At 74.2% G+C, this 16,330-nt stretch carries 9 protein-coding genes; 5 read left to right on the top strand and 4 right to left on the bottom strand.

Annotation, left to right across the window (positions count from 1 at the left end):
- Window positions 1–60 precede the first annotated feature (60 nt).
- Complete coding sequence (locus tag AC4MBH_RS15020) at window positions 61–486, top strand: Rid family hydrolase (RefSeq protein WP_491795718.1); 426 nt, start codon at window positions 61–63, stop codon at window positions 484–486.
- Between the two features lie 25 nt (window positions 487–511).
- On the opposite strand, the gene AC4MBH_RS15015 is transcribed toward AC4MBH_RS15020, so the two are convergent.
- The 4 genes from AC4MBH_RS15015 to AC4MBH_RS15000 all read right to left on the bottom strand — a co-directional run bounded on the left by AC4MBH_RS15015 (window position 512) and on the right by AC4MBH_RS15000 (window position 3,799).
- Entirely contained in the window at window positions 512–1,519 is a 1,008-nt protein-coding gene (locus tag AC4MBH_RS15015) for an adenylate/guanylate cyclase domain-containing protein (protein WP_491796144.1), read from the bottom strand.
- Between the two features lie 2 nt (window positions 1,520–1,521).
- Window positions 1,522–1,890 carry a Crp/Fnr family transcriptional regulator gene (locus AC4MBH_RS15010; protein ID WP_491795717.1) on the bottom strand — a complete coding sequence of 123 codons (369 nt, stop codon included), beginning with the start codon at window positions 1,888–1,890 and terminating at the stop codon, window positions 1,522–1,524.
- A 49-nt stretch (window positions 1,891–1,939) separates the two neighbouring features.
- On the bottom strand, window positions 1,940–3,145 hold the full coding sequence (locus AC4MBH_RS15005) for an arginine deiminase (RefSeq protein WP_491795716.1): 1,206 nt from the start codon (window positions 3,143–3,145) through the stop codon (window positions 1,940–1,942).
- A gap of 63 nt (window positions 3,146–3,208) precedes the next feature.
- Window positions 3,209–3,799 (bottom strand): TMEM165/GDT1 family protein, encoded by a 591-nt coding sequence (locus AC4MBH_RS15000; protein WP_491795715.1) that lies wholly within the window; start codon window positions 3,797–3,799, stop codon window positions 3,209–3,211.
- A gap of 178 nt (window positions 3,800–3,977) precedes the next feature.
- Between AC4MBH_RS15000 and AC4MBH_RS14995 the strand changes: the two genes are divergently transcribed.
- The 4 genes from AC4MBH_RS14995 to AC4MBH_RS14980 all read left to right on the top strand — a co-directional run bounded on the left by AC4MBH_RS14995 (window position 3,978) and on the right by AC4MBH_RS14980 (window position 16,325).
- The gene (locus tag AC4MBH_RS14995) at window positions 3,978–6,593 is read left to right on the top strand and encodes a LuxR C-terminal-related transcriptional regulator (RefSeq protein ID WP_491795714.1); all 2,616 of its coding nucleotides are present in this window, start codon (window positions 3,978–3,980) and stop codon (window positions 6,591–6,593) included.
- A 108-nt stretch (window positions 6,594–6,701) separates the two neighbouring features.
- Window positions 6,702–14,252 carry a DUF7927 domain-containing protein gene (locus tag AC4MBH_RS14990; RefSeq protein WP_491795713.1) on the top strand — a complete coding sequence of 2,517 codons (7,551 nt, stop codon included), beginning with the start codon at window positions 6,702–6,704 and terminating at the stop codon, window positions 14,250–14,252.
- An 81-nt stretch (window positions 14,253–14,333) separates the two neighbouring features.
- On the top strand, window positions 14,334–14,726 hold the full coding sequence (locus AC4MBH_RS14985; RefSeq protein ID WP_491795712.1) for a DUF4446 family protein: 393 nt from the start codon (window positions 14,334–14,336) through the stop codon (window positions 14,724–14,726).
- Window positions 14,727–14,768: 42 nt separating this feature from the next.
- Window positions 14,769–16,325, top strand: coding sequence for an MFS transporter (locus AC4MBH_RS14980; protein WP_491795711.1), 1,557 nt, complete (start codon window positions 14,769–14,771; stop codon window positions 16,323–16,325).
- Window positions 16,326–16,330 lie beyond the last annotated feature (5 nt).

The raw sequence follows: 16,330 nt of genomic DNA, 5'->3' as shown, positions 1-16,330 counted from the left end.
CTACCGTCACTTTACGCGTGAACTCATCCGGAGGGAACGCACCGAGCGAGAGGAACCACCATGAGCACCGTCACCTTCGGGGTCGCCCCCGGCTTCGGCCAGAAGCTGCACGACGCCCTCGGCTACAGCGGCGCCGTCCGCGTGGACGACCGCGTCGAGATCTCCGGCCAGGCCGGGGTCGACGACGACCTCGCCATTCCGGACTCGCTCGAGGAGGAGATCGTCCGGGCCTTCGACAACGTCGAGCTGACGCTCGCCTCGGTCGGCGCGACCTGGAAGGACGTCATCCACGTGAACTCCTACCACAAGGTCGAGCCCGGTCAGGACGTCATCGGCGACGATCACAACGCGGTCATGGCCGAGCAGTTCCGGCTGCGCCTCGGCGGTCGCGCGCCGATCTGGACCGAGACCGGCGTCACGGTCCTGGGCCTCGCCGCCATGCGTGTCGAGATCCGGGTCACCGCCATCGCCGGCTCCGGGAGCTGAGCCCGCCGTACGACGAGACCGCCGTTCAGCCCCGCGCCCGGACCGACCAGGCGGCGAGCCGCGAGTACCCCTTGACCGACAGCCGCCGCACCCGCCGGAACGCGAGGTCGGGGTGGGTCCCGTCGCCGTCGGAGGACGGGTCGTCCTCGGCGCCGGTCAGCGCCTCGAAGGCACCGCGGTCGACGAGGACGGAGCCGGGGCGGGCGGCGGAGGTGAGGCGGGCGGCGACGTTGACGGTCTCGCCGTAGACGTCGCCGAGACGGCGCACGGTCTCGCCGTGCGCGACGCCGGCGCGCACCTCGGGGAACGGGTCGTCGGGGTCGGCGCCGCGGGTGACCAGCGTGAGGGCCGCGTCGACGGCGGCGCGGACGTCGTCGGCCACGAAGAGCACCTCGTCGCCGATGTTCTTGATGATCCGGCCGCCCTGGGCGACCACGAGGGCGGTGGTCTCGTCCTCGAAGCGCTCGAGCCAGGCGACCAGCTCGGCCTCGGAGAGGTTCCGGCTGCGCGAGGTGTAGCCGACGATGTCGACGAAGACCACGGCCAGCGGTGCGGCCGCCGTGGGGACGCCGGGGGCGGCGAGGCGGTGCGCCCCGGCGCTGACCAGGTGCCGACGCCAGACGTAGGACTGCAGCGCCTCGACGCGCGGCACCACCTCGGCCGCGAGGGCGGCGACGTCGGGCTCGGCGCCGCTCTCCAGCGCCACGGTGGCCAGCAGGTTGGTCTGCCAGTCGGCGAGCCGCGCGAAGCTGCGGCCCCACGTGCGCACCAGCGCGGCCTGGCGCTCGGGGGAGAGGATGCCGAGCTCGACCAGCTCCTGCGCACCGCGCAGCGCGTCGACGTCGGCCGGGGTGAAGACGACCTCGTCGTCCTCGACGTGGGCGAAGCCGAGCAGCGCCCAGAGGCGCACGGCGTCGTCGAGCGGTACGCCGGAGCGCTCGCTGACCTGCCGGCGGGTCAGGCTCGGCGCCTCACCGAGGAGGTAGGCGTCGAGGAGGTCGAGGGGGTCGGGCGCGGCCGGCTCGTCGCTCAGGGTCAGCCCTTGACCCGGGACTCGACGACGGCGGTCAGCTTCGTGCGGAACGACGGCATCTCCTCGAGCAGCTCGTTGACGTCGGTGTCGGTGAAGTGGATCGCGACGAGCGGCGTGAGCGCGACGACCGAGGCGGTGCGCAGGGTGTGGCCGACGATCGCGGCCTCGCCGACGATGTCGCCGGAGCCGAGCTGGGCGATCTCCTTGCCGTCACGCCGCACGGACACCGACCCCTCGAGGATGATGTAGGCCTTGTCGGCCGGGGTGTCCTCCCAGATCGGCGACCAGCCCTGGGGCAGCTTGACCCGCCGCCCGTGTGCGCTGATCTTGGCGACCTCGCGAGGGGTGAAGGAGTCGAAGAACGTTGCCATGGGTCAGCCTTCCTGGCCGGTGCTGCGGGGTGGAGGGAGCAGGCTGATCCTAGAGCGGGTCGCGCTCGATGGGGCAGCTCATGCACCGCGGGCCGCCGCGGCCCGAGCCGAGCTCGGAGCCGGCGATGCGGACGACCTCGATGCCGGCGTCCTCCAGCCGGCCGTTGGTGCCGTCGTTGCGCTCGTAGGCCACGGCGACGCGGGGCGCCAGCGCGAGGGTGTTGTTGCCGTCGTCCCACTGCTCGCGCTCGGCCTCCACGGGGTCGAGGCCGGTGGCGATGCGGTGCACCTTGTCGAGGCCCATCGCGTCGGCGGCGGCCTCGAGGAACGGGCGGGGGCCGGCGACGTCGAGGAGCAGGCTGCCCTCGTCGTCGTGGCCGGCGGGCGTGACGGCGTGCGCCACCAGCGAGTCGGCGACGTTCTCGTAGACGACCATCAGGTCGACGTCGACCATCGTGCAGATCGTGTCGAGGTGCATGGTCGCCCGCTCCTGGGCGATCGGTACGGCGAGCACGGTGTGGGCCAGGCCGTCGTCGAAGACCTGCCGCGCCAGCCGCTCGGCGCCGGCCGGCGTCGTCCGCTCACCCACACCGACGGCCACGACGCCCGGCCCGAGCAGCAGGACGTCGCCACCCTCGACGTGCTCGTAGTGGGAGCCGTGGATGCGCGGGGTGCCGGCGAAGCGCGGGTGACCGGTGTAGATCAGCTCGGTCAGCTCGGTCTCGCGCTTGCGGGCCGGCATCGCGAGGCTGGTGATCGCGACCCGGTCGCGCACCCACACCGAGGAGTCGCGGGTGAAGAGCAGGTTGGGCAGCGGGTCGACCAGGAACGCGTCGGAGGCCAGCAGGGAGGTGACCAGCCCGAAGCCGCCGCGCACCTCGTCGTTGCGGATGCCCGCGGTGAGGTACGTCGTGAGGTCGGCCGGGGCGGCCTCCGCGAGGAACCCGCGCAGGTAGTGGCGCATGGTGTCGCCGAGGTCGAGGTCGGCCAGCACGGTCTCGATCGCCACGTCGCGGGCGTCGCCGTCGGCGAGCGTCTCGGTGAGCAGGTCGGTGAGGTAGAGGACCTCGACCTCGCGGTCGCGCAGCGCCTGGGCGAAGGCGTCGTGCTCGTCCTGCGCCCGGGCCACCCAGGGGATGCCGTCGAAGAGCAGCCGGTCGTTGTTGCGCGGCGTCAGCCTGCTCAGCTCCGGCCCCGGCCGGTGCAGCATCACTGTCCGCAGTCGCCCGACCTCAGAGTCCGCCCCGTGCACCATGCGCCGAGCCTAGTGACCCCGGCGATTGTCAGACAATCGGCGCTGCCGGTGGCGGCCGGCGACCTAGCCGAGCAGCTCGGCCAGGGTGAGGACCGCCAGCACGACGCACACCACGGCACCGGCGTAGTGCAGGACGTGCACCGGAACGACGCGCAGCAGGCTGCGCCCGACGATGACCGCCAGGGCGCTGACCGTGAGCAGCGCGCCCAGGGCACCGAGGAACACCTCGAGCGGCGCCTCGTAGCGGGCCACCAGCGACAGCGTGAGCAGCTGCGACAGGTCGCCCCACTCGGCGGCGAAGAGCACGAGGAACGACGCCAGCACCGCCCGCCAGCCGGTCGCGGCGGGCGCGCGGTCGGCGTAGTCGTCGTCGGCGGCCTCCTGGTGCGACCGGCCCTCGCGGACCAGCAGCACCGCGCCGACCAGGAACAGCACGACGGCGGTCCCCTGCACCAGCTCGGGCGGCAGCAGCGACGCCGCGTGGCCGAGCGCCACGGCGATCCCGGTCTGCACCGCGAACGCCAGCCCGACCCCCACCCACACGAGGAGGGGGCGGTAGCGCGTGGCCAGCACGAGGGTCGCCAGGAACGTCTTGTCGGGCAGCTCGACGACGAAGATCGCCCCGAAGGTGAGCGCGAGGGCAGCGAGGTCCACCGGCCCAGCCTGTCAGGGCGCCTCGGCGGCGCTGTTTCATCCCCGCTTTCATCCTCTGCGAGGCGCGCGAGCACGGCCGCGTTCTCCTAGGGTGGGCGCAGGCGCCCGGCCGTGGGGACGGGCGCCTGCTCGCGGGTCATCGGGGGCCGGCGCGCAACTTCCGGGACGAGGTGCTCACGTGTCGTCTGGCGAGCGTGACGACGACCTCCCCGCCGTCCACTGGTCCCAGCCGTCGGCGGACCGGCTCGTGGTCCGCCCACGGTTGCTCCAGATGCTCGACGAGCAGCACTCCGTGACGGTGCTGCGGGCGCCGCTGGGGTTCGGCAAGACGACCCTGACCCGGATCTGGGCGGAGACCCGCGGCCCGACCCACGGCGACGTCGTCCCGGTGACGATCGCGGGCGGGGGTCGGCGTCCGGCCTTCTGGGGCCAGGTGGCGCGCGCCCTCGAGCCGGCGCCGTCGCGCACGTCTTCCGCCCTGACCGTGCGCGCCCAGCTCGCCCGACGCGGCCGCCGTACGACGCTGGTGCTCGACGGTCTCGACGACGTCCTCGACGAGATGCTGGGCCATGAGCTGCTCGACCTGGTCGCGGCCGTGCCCGACCTGGGGCTCGTCGTGTGCCTGCGCGACCGGCCGGTCGTGCCCGCGCCCGGAGTCGGCCCGGGTGCGGGCGACCTCCTCGTCTCGCGCGGCGGGCGGACCATCGGCGCGACCGACCTGCGGATGACGCCGCAGGAGGCCCGGGCGGTGTTCGCCGCCGCCGGGCTGCGGCGCAGCGACGACCAGGTCGACGCCGTGCACGCCGCGGTCGGCGGGTGGCCGGTGCTCGTGCGCCGCGTGGCGGCGGCCCTCGTGGAGTCCTCCGGCCGGGTCGACGACCTCGCGCTCGCCGACCGGGTGACCCGCGAGCTCGTGCACCACGAGCTGCTGCCCGGCCTGGCGCCCGACGTCGCCGCGCGCCTGTGCTCCCTGGCCCTCCCGCGACGCCTGACCGTCGAGACGGCCGGCGCGGTCCTCGGCGTACCGCCCCGCGACGCCGCCGGCGCGCTGCGCCACCTCGCCGACCTCGCGCTGCTCGGGTCGGCGCTCGCCGACGGCGAGACGGTGCACCACTGGCCGACCGCCGTCGCCGACGCGCTGCGCGCCGGCCTCGCGGCGTCGTCGCCCGCCGCCGTCCGGGCGACCGACGACCGGCTGGCCGCCTGGCACCGCGGACGACAGGAGTGGGCGCCGGCGATCGAGCACGCCCACGCCACGGGCGACGCCGAGCTGGTGGGCGGCATCCTCGACGAGGCCTGGCTGCCGCTGCTCGTCTACCACAACGACGCGCTGACCCGGCTCTTCCGCGACGCCCCGGCCGACTGGTTCACCCGGCGCGAGTTCCTGCACGGCGTCCGCGACCTGACCCTGCGACTGCCCCGCGACCCGACGGCCGACGTCATCCGGCTCCCCTCCGACCAGGGCGAGATCGAGCAGCGGGCCGCCGCGCCCGACGTACGAGCCACGCTCAACACCGGCCTGGTGCACCTCTTCGGGCTGCGCCGCGCCCGCCGCCTCGACGAGGCGCTGGTGCTGGCCGAGCGGCTGCAGCGCATCGTGCTGGCCGCGCGGGTCTGGAGCCCGGTCGAGGTGAGCGACCTGCTGGCGCCGACGTTCCTGCTCACCGCCATCCTCCACGAGCTGGACGGCGACGTGCCCGGCGCCGTGATGCCGCTGCGGTGGGGGTTCGACACGGCCGGGCACTCGGCGCTGCGCGGGTCGGCGCGGCACTGCGCCTCGCACCTCGCCATGGACCTGGCCCTGCTCGGCGACGTCGAGGAGGCCGCCACCTGGCTCGACCGCGCGGCGACCAGTCCCGAGGTCGCGGGGTGGGTCGGTCCGCGCGCCGAGATCGCGGCCGACGTGGCCCGGGTGCTGGTCGCCGTCGGCCGCCTCGACCACGCGGGCGCCCGCGACGCGCTGCGCGAGCTGCTCACCACGACCGACCCGCTCGACGAGCTGTGGCCGTTCGCCCTGTACGCGCGGGCGCAGTACGCGCTGCTGTGGGGCGACCGGGTCGCCGTCGTCCAGCACATCCTGGCCGAGCGCGCCTCCCGGCCGGACTGGTCGGGGGAGGGATCGGCCCTCGACGCCCTCGTCCGTGCGGCCGAGGTCGACCTGATGCTGGCGCTCGGCCACCGCCGCCATGCCGCCGCCATCGTCCGTGCCGTCGGCACCGACCAGCCGCTCCTCGACGCGCCGCGCGCCCGGCTGGCGCTGCTCTCCGGCGAGACCGGGTCGGCGGTCGCCCTCGCGCGCGACTCGCTGCTGAGCCGGCCGGCCGTGACGCGGGTGCGCGAGGAGCTCGTCCTGCTCGAGATCGTCGCCCGGCACCGGTCGGGGGACACCGACCGCGCCCGCGCCGACCTCGAGCGGGTGCTGGCCGAGGGGACGACGACGCCGCGCGCCTTCGCGATGGTGCCGGGACCCGACCTGCGCCTGCTCGCCGAGGGGCTGGCGGCCGCGCAGCCGGCGCTGCGCGCGCTCGACGACGCCCACCTGCGCGAGGTGTTCCCGGTCTCGCTCGTGCCCGTACGCCTGACCCGGCGCGAGCAGGTGATCATGCGCCACCTCGCCGCCGGGCTCGGCCGCGAGCAGATCGCCCAGCGGCTCTCGGTGTCGAGCCACACGGTGAAGTCCCAGACCCACAGCATCTACCGCAAGCTCGGCGTCCGGTCGCGTGCGGAGGCGCTGGTGGCCGCCCGGGAGCAGGGCCTGCTCCGTCCTGCCGGAAAGGATGAAATGTGCGGGTGAATTGACCCCGCCGCGCTTCTAGGGCGCCGCCGGGAGGGTCACGGGCTGCGAGCGTTCCCGCACTCGGCGGGGACGCACCGCCCTTCTCGGTCCAGAAAGCAGCCCCCCATGCGCCGCCGCTCCCTCCCCGTCCACCGCGCCGTCCGCGGTCGCCTGATCTCCGTCGTCGCCGCCGCCGTCGTCCTGACCGCCGGCCTCGACGCCGGGGTCGCCACCGCGGACGACCCGGGCCCCACCCCCGCTCCCGTCAACTCCACCGAGTCGCCCTCCGACGGTCCGACCACCGAGCCGACCCAGCCCGGGACGGAGCCGGCCGAGCCCGACCCGGCCGACCCCGACCCGGCCGAGCCGGAGCCTGAGCCGGCAGAGCCGGAGCCGGCCGGGCCGGAGCCGACCGAGTCCGACGCCGGGCCCCGGTCGAGGGAACCCGACCCGACCGAGCCCCCCGAGGACGACGCCACCGCGGCCCGCGACGACGTCGCCGCGCTCGACGCGGTCGCCCCGTGGAGCTGCACGCCGGAGGGCCTGCTCTTCCAGGGCGGCACCCCGACCAACGTCTACCGCGTCGACATCGCCGAGGGGACCTGGCCGCAGCCGATGCCGATCCAGGACCGGCAGATCAACGCCGTGGGCTACAACCCGGTCGACAACTTCGCCTACGGGTGGGACGTCGTGACCCACGGTGTCGTGCGGGTCGCCGCCGACGGCGGCATCGACGACCTCGGGGGTCCCATCGGCATGGACCCGGACCAGATCGCGAGGGACATCGCGGTCGGTGACGTGGACGACCGGGGGGAGTACTGGCTCAACCCTGGGTCCCACTGGTACCGCCTGCGCATCGACGCCGGCAGTACCACGGTCCTCGAGGACGGCGAGGCGCCGCGGCCCCCCAGCGTCGATGCCGGCGTCGACTGGGTCTACGTGCCGGGGACCAACAAGCTCTGGACCGTCGGCACCAACGCGACCAACACGACCTCGCTGCTGACCAGCTTCGATCGCACCACGCACACCTGGTCGACGCCGATCGACCTCGGCAACCTCGGTGGCGCCGGCAGCCAGAACCGCAGCGGCGGCATGTTCGCCGACAGCCTGGGCTTCCTCTACGTCTCCTACAACCTCACCGGGCAGATCTACCGGGTCAACCTCGCCGACGGGATCCCGGCAGCCGAGCGGGCGTCGTTCTTCGCCAACGGACCCATCTCGGGCGGCAACGACGGCGCCCGCTGCGCCCGCGCCGCGGTGCCGGTCGACTTCGGTGACGCACCCAACCGCTACGGCACCCGCCTCGAGGTCGACAACGGGCCCCGGCACTCCCTGCTGGGCTACGACGCCGCCGCCGGCACGGCGCCCCTGATGCTGGGCCGCCGGGTCGACATCGACGCCAACGGCGTGGGCGGTGGCCAGGCCGACAGTGACGACCTCGCCGGCACCGACGACGAGGACGCCCTCGGCAGCGCGCCGACCCGGACGCCGAACCAGCCCCTCACCGTCCCGGTGACGGTGACCAACACCAGCGGCGCAGCCGCCGTGCTCGCGGGTTGGGTCGACCTCGACGCCGACGGTGTCTTCGAGCCCGGTGAGCGGGTCACCACCCCGGTCCCTGCGGGGGCGGCTCCGCAGACCGTGTCGTTGACCTTCCCGGCCAGCGCCTCGACCGCGTCGAGCTTCCTGCGCCTGCGCCTGAGCAGTGGCACCGTCGCGCCGCCACCGGTCGGCGGAGCGCAGGGCGGCGAGGTCGAGGACTACCGCGTGGCGGTGGCGGGACCGGAGGTCCCGTGGACGTGCCAGCCCGAGGGGCTGCTCTTCCAGTCCGCCGACGGGGAGGTCGACTCCTCGGTCTTCGAGGTCGAGCTCGGCCTCGGCACCTACACCCGGGGCGCGGTGCTCGACCGTCGGGTCAACGGCGTGGGCTACAACATGCTCGACAACTTCGTCTACGGCACCGACGTCGACGCGCGGGAGATCGTCCGGATCTCCGCCGACGGGACGACGACGCCGATCGCCTACAACGACGGGTCCGTACCGCCCCCGCAGACGACGCCGATCGGCACCGCCGTCGGTGACGTCGACGACCAGGGCTTCTACTGGATCTACGGCGGCGACACCTTCGTCAAGATCCGGATCACCGGGAACACCGCGGCCCCGGTCGCCACGGGTCTCCGCCCGCGGCCCGACGGCATCGAGGCCGGCCGGGACTGGGTCTTCGTGCCGTCGACCGGCAAGCTGTGGATGGTCGCGCGCAGCGGCGACGGGCTCCAGTCGATGCTGCTGGCCTTCGACACCACCACGCTGACGTGGTCCACACCGGTCCCGCTCGGCAGCCGGTCGTCCAACAACGCGGTCGGGGCCATGTTCACCGACAACCGCTACGTCTACGCCTCCTACAACGAGGACGGCCTCATCTTCCGCATCGACGTCACCGCGCCCAACCCGGCCGCCACGATGGCGTTGTTCTCCGACGGGCCCGAGACCAGCACCAACGACGGCGCGCGCTGCGCCACCGCGCCCGTGCCGATCGACTTCGGGGACGCGCCCGACAGCTTCGGCACCCGGCTCGAGGTCAACGACGGCGCTCGCCACTCCATCCGCGACCACGACGCCGCCACCCGCACCGCCCCGCTGATGCTCGGGCGCCGGGTCGACCTCGAGGGCAACGGCGTACCGGGCCCGCAGGCCACCGGCGACGACGCCGCCGACGTCGACGACGAGGACGCCGTCGGCGCCCTGACGCGCACCCCGGGCCAGCCGCTCGCCGTCCCGGTCACGGTCACCAACACCGCCGCCGAGCAGGCCGTCCTGGTCGGCTGGCTCGACCTCGACGGCAACGGCACGTTCTCACCCGGCGAGCGCCAGCAGGCCACCGTGCTCGGCGGCTCGGGCACCACCAGCCCCACGTTGGTGTTCCCCGCCGGCACGGCCACCGGCCCCACGGTCCTGCGCCTGCGGCTGGCTCACGGGCCGACGCCCCCCGCCGCCACCGGCAACGCGGCGGGCGGCGAGGTCGAGGACCACCTGGTCCCGGTCCTCGTCCTCGCACCGGACATCGTGGACACCAAGACGGCCGACCCGGCCGCCGGCACCGTCCTGGCGGAGAACCAGGTCGTCACCTACACGCTCGAGTTCACCAACAACGGCAACGCGCCCGGCCCCGTCGCCAAGGACGACTACGTCGCCGGCGCCCTCGACGACGCCGACCTCGTCGCGCCGCCGACCTCCGACGACCCGGCCCTGACCGTCTCGTCGATCGTCGACGGGCGGTTCACGGTGCGGGGCACCCTGCAGCCCCGGCAGACCGTGCGGGTCAGGTACGCCGTCCGCGTGCGGCCCTACGGCGAGCGTGGCGACAACGTGCTGCGCAACGCCCTCGTGCTGCCCGGCGAGACGCAGTGCGCGCCCGGCGACCCGGACTGCCCCGAGCACCGGATGCCCGACATCGTCCGGGCCAAGACCGCCGACCCGGCGAGCGGCACGGTCGTGAGCACCGGGCGGGTCGTCACCTACACGCTGTCCTACGCCAACCTGGGCTCGGCCGCCGGCGCGGTCGTCGAGGACGACGACGCCTCCGACGTGCTCGACGACGCAGACCTGGTCACGCCGCCGACCTCGGACAACCCGGCGCTCACCGTCTCGGGCATCACCAACGGCCGGTTCGAGGTGCGCGGCACCCTGGAGGCCGGCCAGCGCGCCACCGTCACCTACAGCGTGCGGGTACGCCCGCCCGGTCAGCGCACCAACAACTACCTGGGCAACGTCCTGATCCGACCGGGCGACACGAGCGTCTGCGTGCCGCCCGACCCCCGCTGCACGGGGCACCGGATGCCGGAGCTGGTCGACTCCAAGATCGCCACCCCGGTCTCCGGCACGACGCTCGCGGTCGGCCAGGAGGTGCTCTACACGCTCAGCTTCACCAACCGGGGCACCGAGGCGGGAGCCGTCGCCAAGGACGACGTCCTCGCCGGGCTGCTCGACGACGCGGTCGTGGTCACGCCGCCCACGTCGTCCGACCCGGCGCTGACGGTCTCGCCGATCGCCAACGGTCGCTTCGAGGTCCGCGGCTCGCTCGCGGCGGGCCAGACGGCCACCGTCACCTACCGGGTCCGGGTCCTGCCCGACGACCAGCGCGGCGACAACGTGCTCACCAACTTCCTGGTCGAGGCCGGCACCGTCCCGCCCGCGCAGTGCGTCGGCGAGGACTGCACCGTCCACCTCGTGCCCGAGATCGTCGACGAGAAGTCGGCCACCCCGCCGTCGCGCACGACCGTGCTGCCGGGCGAGGAGGTCCGCTACACGCTGACCTTCCGCAACATCGGCGCCGGACCCGGCCCGGTGGTCAAGGACGACGTGATCGCCGGCGTGCTCGACGACGCCGTGCTGGTCACAGCGCCTGCCGCGTCCGACCCTGCCCTCGCGGTCTCCGGCACCACCGCCGGACGGTTCCGGGTCTCCGGCACGTTGCAGCCCGACCAGACGGTCACCGTCACCTACACCGTGCGGGTCAAGACCGACGAGCAGCGCCTCGCCGACGGCGGTGACCACCGGCTGCTCAACTTCCTCGTCCCGCCCGACGTCGACCCGGGGGACCAGTGCCTGCCGGCCAACCCCGACTGCACGGTGCACGGCGTCCCGCTGATCACCGCGGCCAAGGCGGCCGTCCCGGCCGACGGCTCGCGGGTGCTGCCCGGTGACGTCGTGACCTACACGCTCACCTTCCGCAACGACGGCAACGGTCCGGGACCGGTGGCGTACGACGACGTCGTCGCCGACGTCCTCGACGACGCCGAGCTGCTCTCGCCGCCGACCCCGGACGACCCGTCGGTGACCGTCTCGCCGATCGCGGCCGGCCGGTTCTCGGTGACCGGCACCCTCACCGCCGGCCAGGTCGTCACGGTGTCCTACGCCGCCCGCGTCCTGCCCGACGACCAGCGGATCGCCCGCGGGGGCAACAACCGGCTGCGCAACGCCGTGGTGAACCCCGGCGGCGACCTGGTGTGCCTCCCGGGTCGCTGCCCGGAGCACCGCATCCCGCTGGTCGTCGACCGCAAGTCGGTCGACCCGGCCTCGGGCAGCACGGTCGTCGAGGGGACCCGCCTCACCTACACGCTCACCTTTGACAACCTCGGCGAGGCCGAGGGCGACGTGCGCAAGGAGGACGACCTGTCCGGCGTCCTCGACGACGCCCGGCTGGTCTCGCCCCCCACGTCGTCGAGCCCGGCCCTCACGGTCTCGCCGATCACCGGCGGCCGGTTCACGGTGGCGGGCGTGGTGCAGCCACGCACGCCGGTCACCGTCACCTACGTCGTCGAGGTCCTGCCCGACGAGGAGCGGGTGGCCGCCGGCGGCGACGACCTGCTGCAGAACTTCCTCCTCGCCCCCGGCACGACGGTCGACGAGTGCGAGGCCGACGACCCGGACTGCACGTCGAGCTTCATCCCGCGCCTCGTCGACCGCAAGGACACCGACGTCGGCGACGGCGCGGTGGTGCTGCAGGGCGACGAGGTCACCTACACCCTCACGTTCGGCAACGAGGGGACCGGCGCGGGCGCCCTGGCCCGCGACGACGAGCTGGGCGGCGTCCTCGACGACGCCGTCCTGGTCAGCGGCCCGACGGCGTCCGACCCGGCACTCACGGCCACGCTGAGCGGCACCCGGTTGTCGGTCCGCGGCACCCTGCAGCCGGACCAGACGGTCACCGTCAGCTACACGGTGCGGGTCAAGCCGGACGACCAGCGCGTGGCCGACGGCGGCGACGACGAGCTGCTCAACGCCCTGCTCGACCCGGGCGAGACGTTCACCGGTTGCGAGGTCGACGACCCCGACTGCACGGGCACGAAGATCCCGCGCCTGGTCGACGGCAAGGCCAACGACGTCGGTGACGGCACGACCGTGCTCGCGGGTGACGAGGTCACCTACACGCTGACCTTCGCCAACGAGGGCACCGGCGCGGGCGCCCTGGCCCGCGACGACGAGCTGGGCGGCATCCTCGACGACGCCGAGCTGCTCTCCGGCCCGACGGTCTCGGACCCCGCCCTGACCGCCACCCTGACCGGCACCCGCCTGGCGGTGACCGGCACGCTGCAGCCCGACCAGGTGGTCACGGTGACCTACACGGTGCGGGTCCTGCCCGACGCCGTGCGGTTCGAGCGCGGCGGCGACGACCGGCTCCTCAACGCGATCCTGCACCCGGACGAGCCCTTCACCGGCTGCGCGCCGGCCCACCCCGACTGCGTGGAGAACGGGATCCCGCGCCTGGTCGACGGCAAGTCGGCCGACACGGGCTCCGGCACCGTGGTGCTGCCGGGCGACCTGGTCACCTACGAGCTGACCTTCGGCAACGAGGGCAAGGCTCCCGGCGTGGTGGCCCGCGAGGACGACCTGTCGGGCGTGCTCGACGACGCGGTGCTGGTCACCCCGCCCGCGTCGTCCGACCCGGCGCTCACCGCGACGCTGACCGATGCTCGTCTGGCGGTCGCCGGCACGCTGCAGCCCGGGCAGGTGGTCACCGTCAGCTACGCCGTGGAGGTCATGCCCGACGCCGAGCGCGCGGCCGCCGGGGGCGACGACCAGCTGCTGAACTTCCTGCTCGACCCCGGTGAGCAGCCCGCCCCGGAGTGCCGGCCGGAGGCGCCGGTGGGCTACGAGGGCGTCGACTGCGTCTGGAGCCCGGTCCCGCGCCTGGTCCAGACCAAGACGGTCGCCCCGGCGTCGGGCTCGGCGGTCGCGGCCCGCGACGAGCTGACCTACACCCTCACCTTCACCAACGAGGGCAAGGGCGCCGGAGACCTCGAGCGGGTCGACGACCTCACCCACGTGGTCGACGACGCCCGCGTGGTGGAGCACCCGTCGAGCTCCGACCCGGCCCTGGAGGCCACCCGCATCAGGAACGCCAGGTTCCGGGTGCACGGCACGGTGGCCGCGGCCCAGGAGGTCACGGTGACCTACCGCCTCCAGGTCCGTCCCGACGGACGGCGCGGCGACGACGTGCTGGCCAACTTCCTGCTCCTCCCCGGCGAGGAGACCCCGGAGGAGCCGACCTGCGACCCCGCGGCGACCACCTGCACGGTGACCTACGCCGCCGAGGTCGTGGCCCGCAAGTCGGTCCGCCCCGGTTCGGGCACCCGGGTCCGACCCGGCCAGGAGCTCACCTACCGGCTGGGGTTCACCAACACCGGCACGGGCGCCGGCGAGGTCACCTGGGACGACGACCTGTCCGACGTCCTCGACGACGCCGAGCTGGTCGGCGGGCCCACGGTCACCACGCCCGACGGGCGCCGCACCGACGTGGTGACCGCCGAGCTGCGGGGCTCGGTGCTGCGGGTGCGCGGTGACCTCGAGCCGCGCGAGCGGGTCGTGGTCAGCTACGTCGTCCGGGTCGGCCAGCCCGGCAGCGGCGACGGCGAGCTGCTCAACGTCCTGGCACCGACCGGGGTGACGTCGTCGGGCGGCTGCCCGCCGGAGTCGCGGCTGTGCACGCGCAACCCGGTCGACCCGCCCACCGCGGACGGCGGGGACGGCGGCGGCGGGGACGGCGGTTGGCTGCCGGAGACCGGCGGACCGGCCGGGATCCTGTTCCTGGTCGCCGGGGTCCTGCTGCTGGTCGGCCTGGGGCTGGTGCTCAGCGGCCGCGCCGCGCGCCGGCGCAGCGGGCCCCCGGCCCGGTAGGCGCCCGGGGAGGCACGCCGTCCGGCTGGGCGGACGGTGTGCCTCCTCGGGTCGGGCTCGGCCCCGACCTACGGTGACCCCATGACCACCGCGCTCGCCGTCCTCGCCCTGGTCCTGGCCGTGGCTGCGGTGGTCCTCGCGGTCGTCGCCGTACGCCGGACGCACCGGCGCGCCGACGGGTCCGACCTGCCCTCCGACCTGCTCGGCCTGCGCCGGGAGGTCGCGGCCCTGCGCACCGAGCTCGGTGACGGGCTGCGGCACGTCGCGGTGGTGCGCTACGACGCCTTCGACGACGTCGGTGGGCACCTGTCGTGGAGCGTGGCCCTGCTCGACGACCGTGGCGACGGCGTCGTGCTCAGCTCGATCCACGGCCGCAGCGAGGCGCGCACCTACGCCAAGAGCATCGCCGCGTGGAGCAGCGACCAGCAGCTCTCGCCCGAGGAGGGCGAGGCCGTCGCCCACGCCAAGGCCTGACGGGGGGAGCCGGGTGTCGGTGGGCGCGGCCATGATGACGCGGTGAGCGAGACCGAGACCGACGCGGCCCCGACGGGGCGCGACCCCAAGTGGTGGACCCTGGTGGCCGTCTGCACCGGCGTGTTCATGCTGCTGCTCGACATCACCATCGTCAACGTCGCGCTGCCGGACATCCAGACCGACCTCGACGCCACGCTCGCCGACCTGCAGTGGGTGATCGACGCCTACGCGCTCAGCCTGGCGGCGCTGCTGCTCACCGCCGGCTCGCTCGCCGACCTCTACGGGCGCAAGCGGGTCTTCGTGATCGGCACGGTGCTCTTCACGATCGGGTCGGTGGCGTGCGGGGCGGCGACCAGCGTCGGGCTGCTGACGGTGGCCCGGGCCTTCCAGGGCATCGGCGGCGCCGCCATGTTCGCCACCGCGCTCGCGCTGCTGGCCTCGGCGTTCAGCGGTCGCGACCGGGGTGTCGCGTTCGGTGCCTTCGGGGCGACCACCGGCGTCGCGGTGGCGATCGGGCCCGTGCTCGGCGGCGTGCTCACCAGCGGCCTGAGCTGGCGGTGGATCTTCCTGGTCAACGTCCCCATCTGCGCGGTTGCCCTGGCGGTGACCGTGCGCCGGGTCCAGGAGTCCCACGACCCGCGCGCCGGGTCGCCCGACTGGCTGGGGTTCCTCACCTTCAGCAGCGCCCTGGGACTGCTGGTCTACGGCCTGATCCGCTCCGGCGAGGACGGCTGGTCCGACACCGTCGTGCAGGTGTGCATGGCCGCGGCCGTGCTGCTGCTGGCGGCGTTCGTGGTGGTGCAGCTCAAGGTCCGCTCCCCGATGTTCGACCTCTCGCTGCTGCGCAAGCCGACCTTCTCGGGTGGGTTGATCGCGGCGTTCGGCGTCTCGTCGTCGATCTTCGCGCTGCTGGCCTACCTGGTGATCTACGTCCAGAGCGTGCTCGGCTACTCCGCGGTCGAGACAGGGGTGCGGTTCCTGTTCCTCTCGGCGGCCTCGTTCGTGGCGGCAGCGATCGCCGGCCGGCTCACCGAGAAGGTGCCCACCAAGCTGCTGATCGGTCCCGGGTTCCTGGTCCTCGGCACCGGCCTCGTGCTGCTGCTCGGCATCGAGCCCACCCGCGATCCCGGGGCGTGGACGCACCTGATCCCGGGGCTGCTCGTCTGCGGCATCGGCATCGGCATGATCAACCCGCCGCTCGCCTCGACGGCCGTCGGCGTGGTCGAGGTCGCCCGGTCGGGGATGGCCTCAGGGGTCAACTCGACGTTCCGCCAGGTCGGGATCGCCACCGGCATCGCCGCCCTCGGCTCGATCTTCAGCCACCAGGTGCGCGACGAGATCGCGGCCTCGCTCGAGGGCACGCCGGCCGCAGGCCGGTCCGGCGAGGTCGCGCTCGCGGTCACCAACGGCGGGCTGGGCCGGCTGGCCGACGAGGCCCCGGCGGCGGTCACCGACGCCGCGACCACGGCGTTCGTCGACGCCCTCAACCACATCATCCTGATCACGGCCGTCATCGCCTTCGTCTCGGCGGTCCTGACATTGCTGCTGATCCGGCAACGCGACTTCGTGGTGACCGGCGAGCAGGGTCCGCCCGCGTAGGGTCC

This window comes from Nocardioides sp. WJ219, assembly GCF_058559815.1.
The sequence above is the reverse complement of the archived record's forward strand: the minus strand, read 5'-3'. Positions and strand labels throughout refer to the sequence as shown.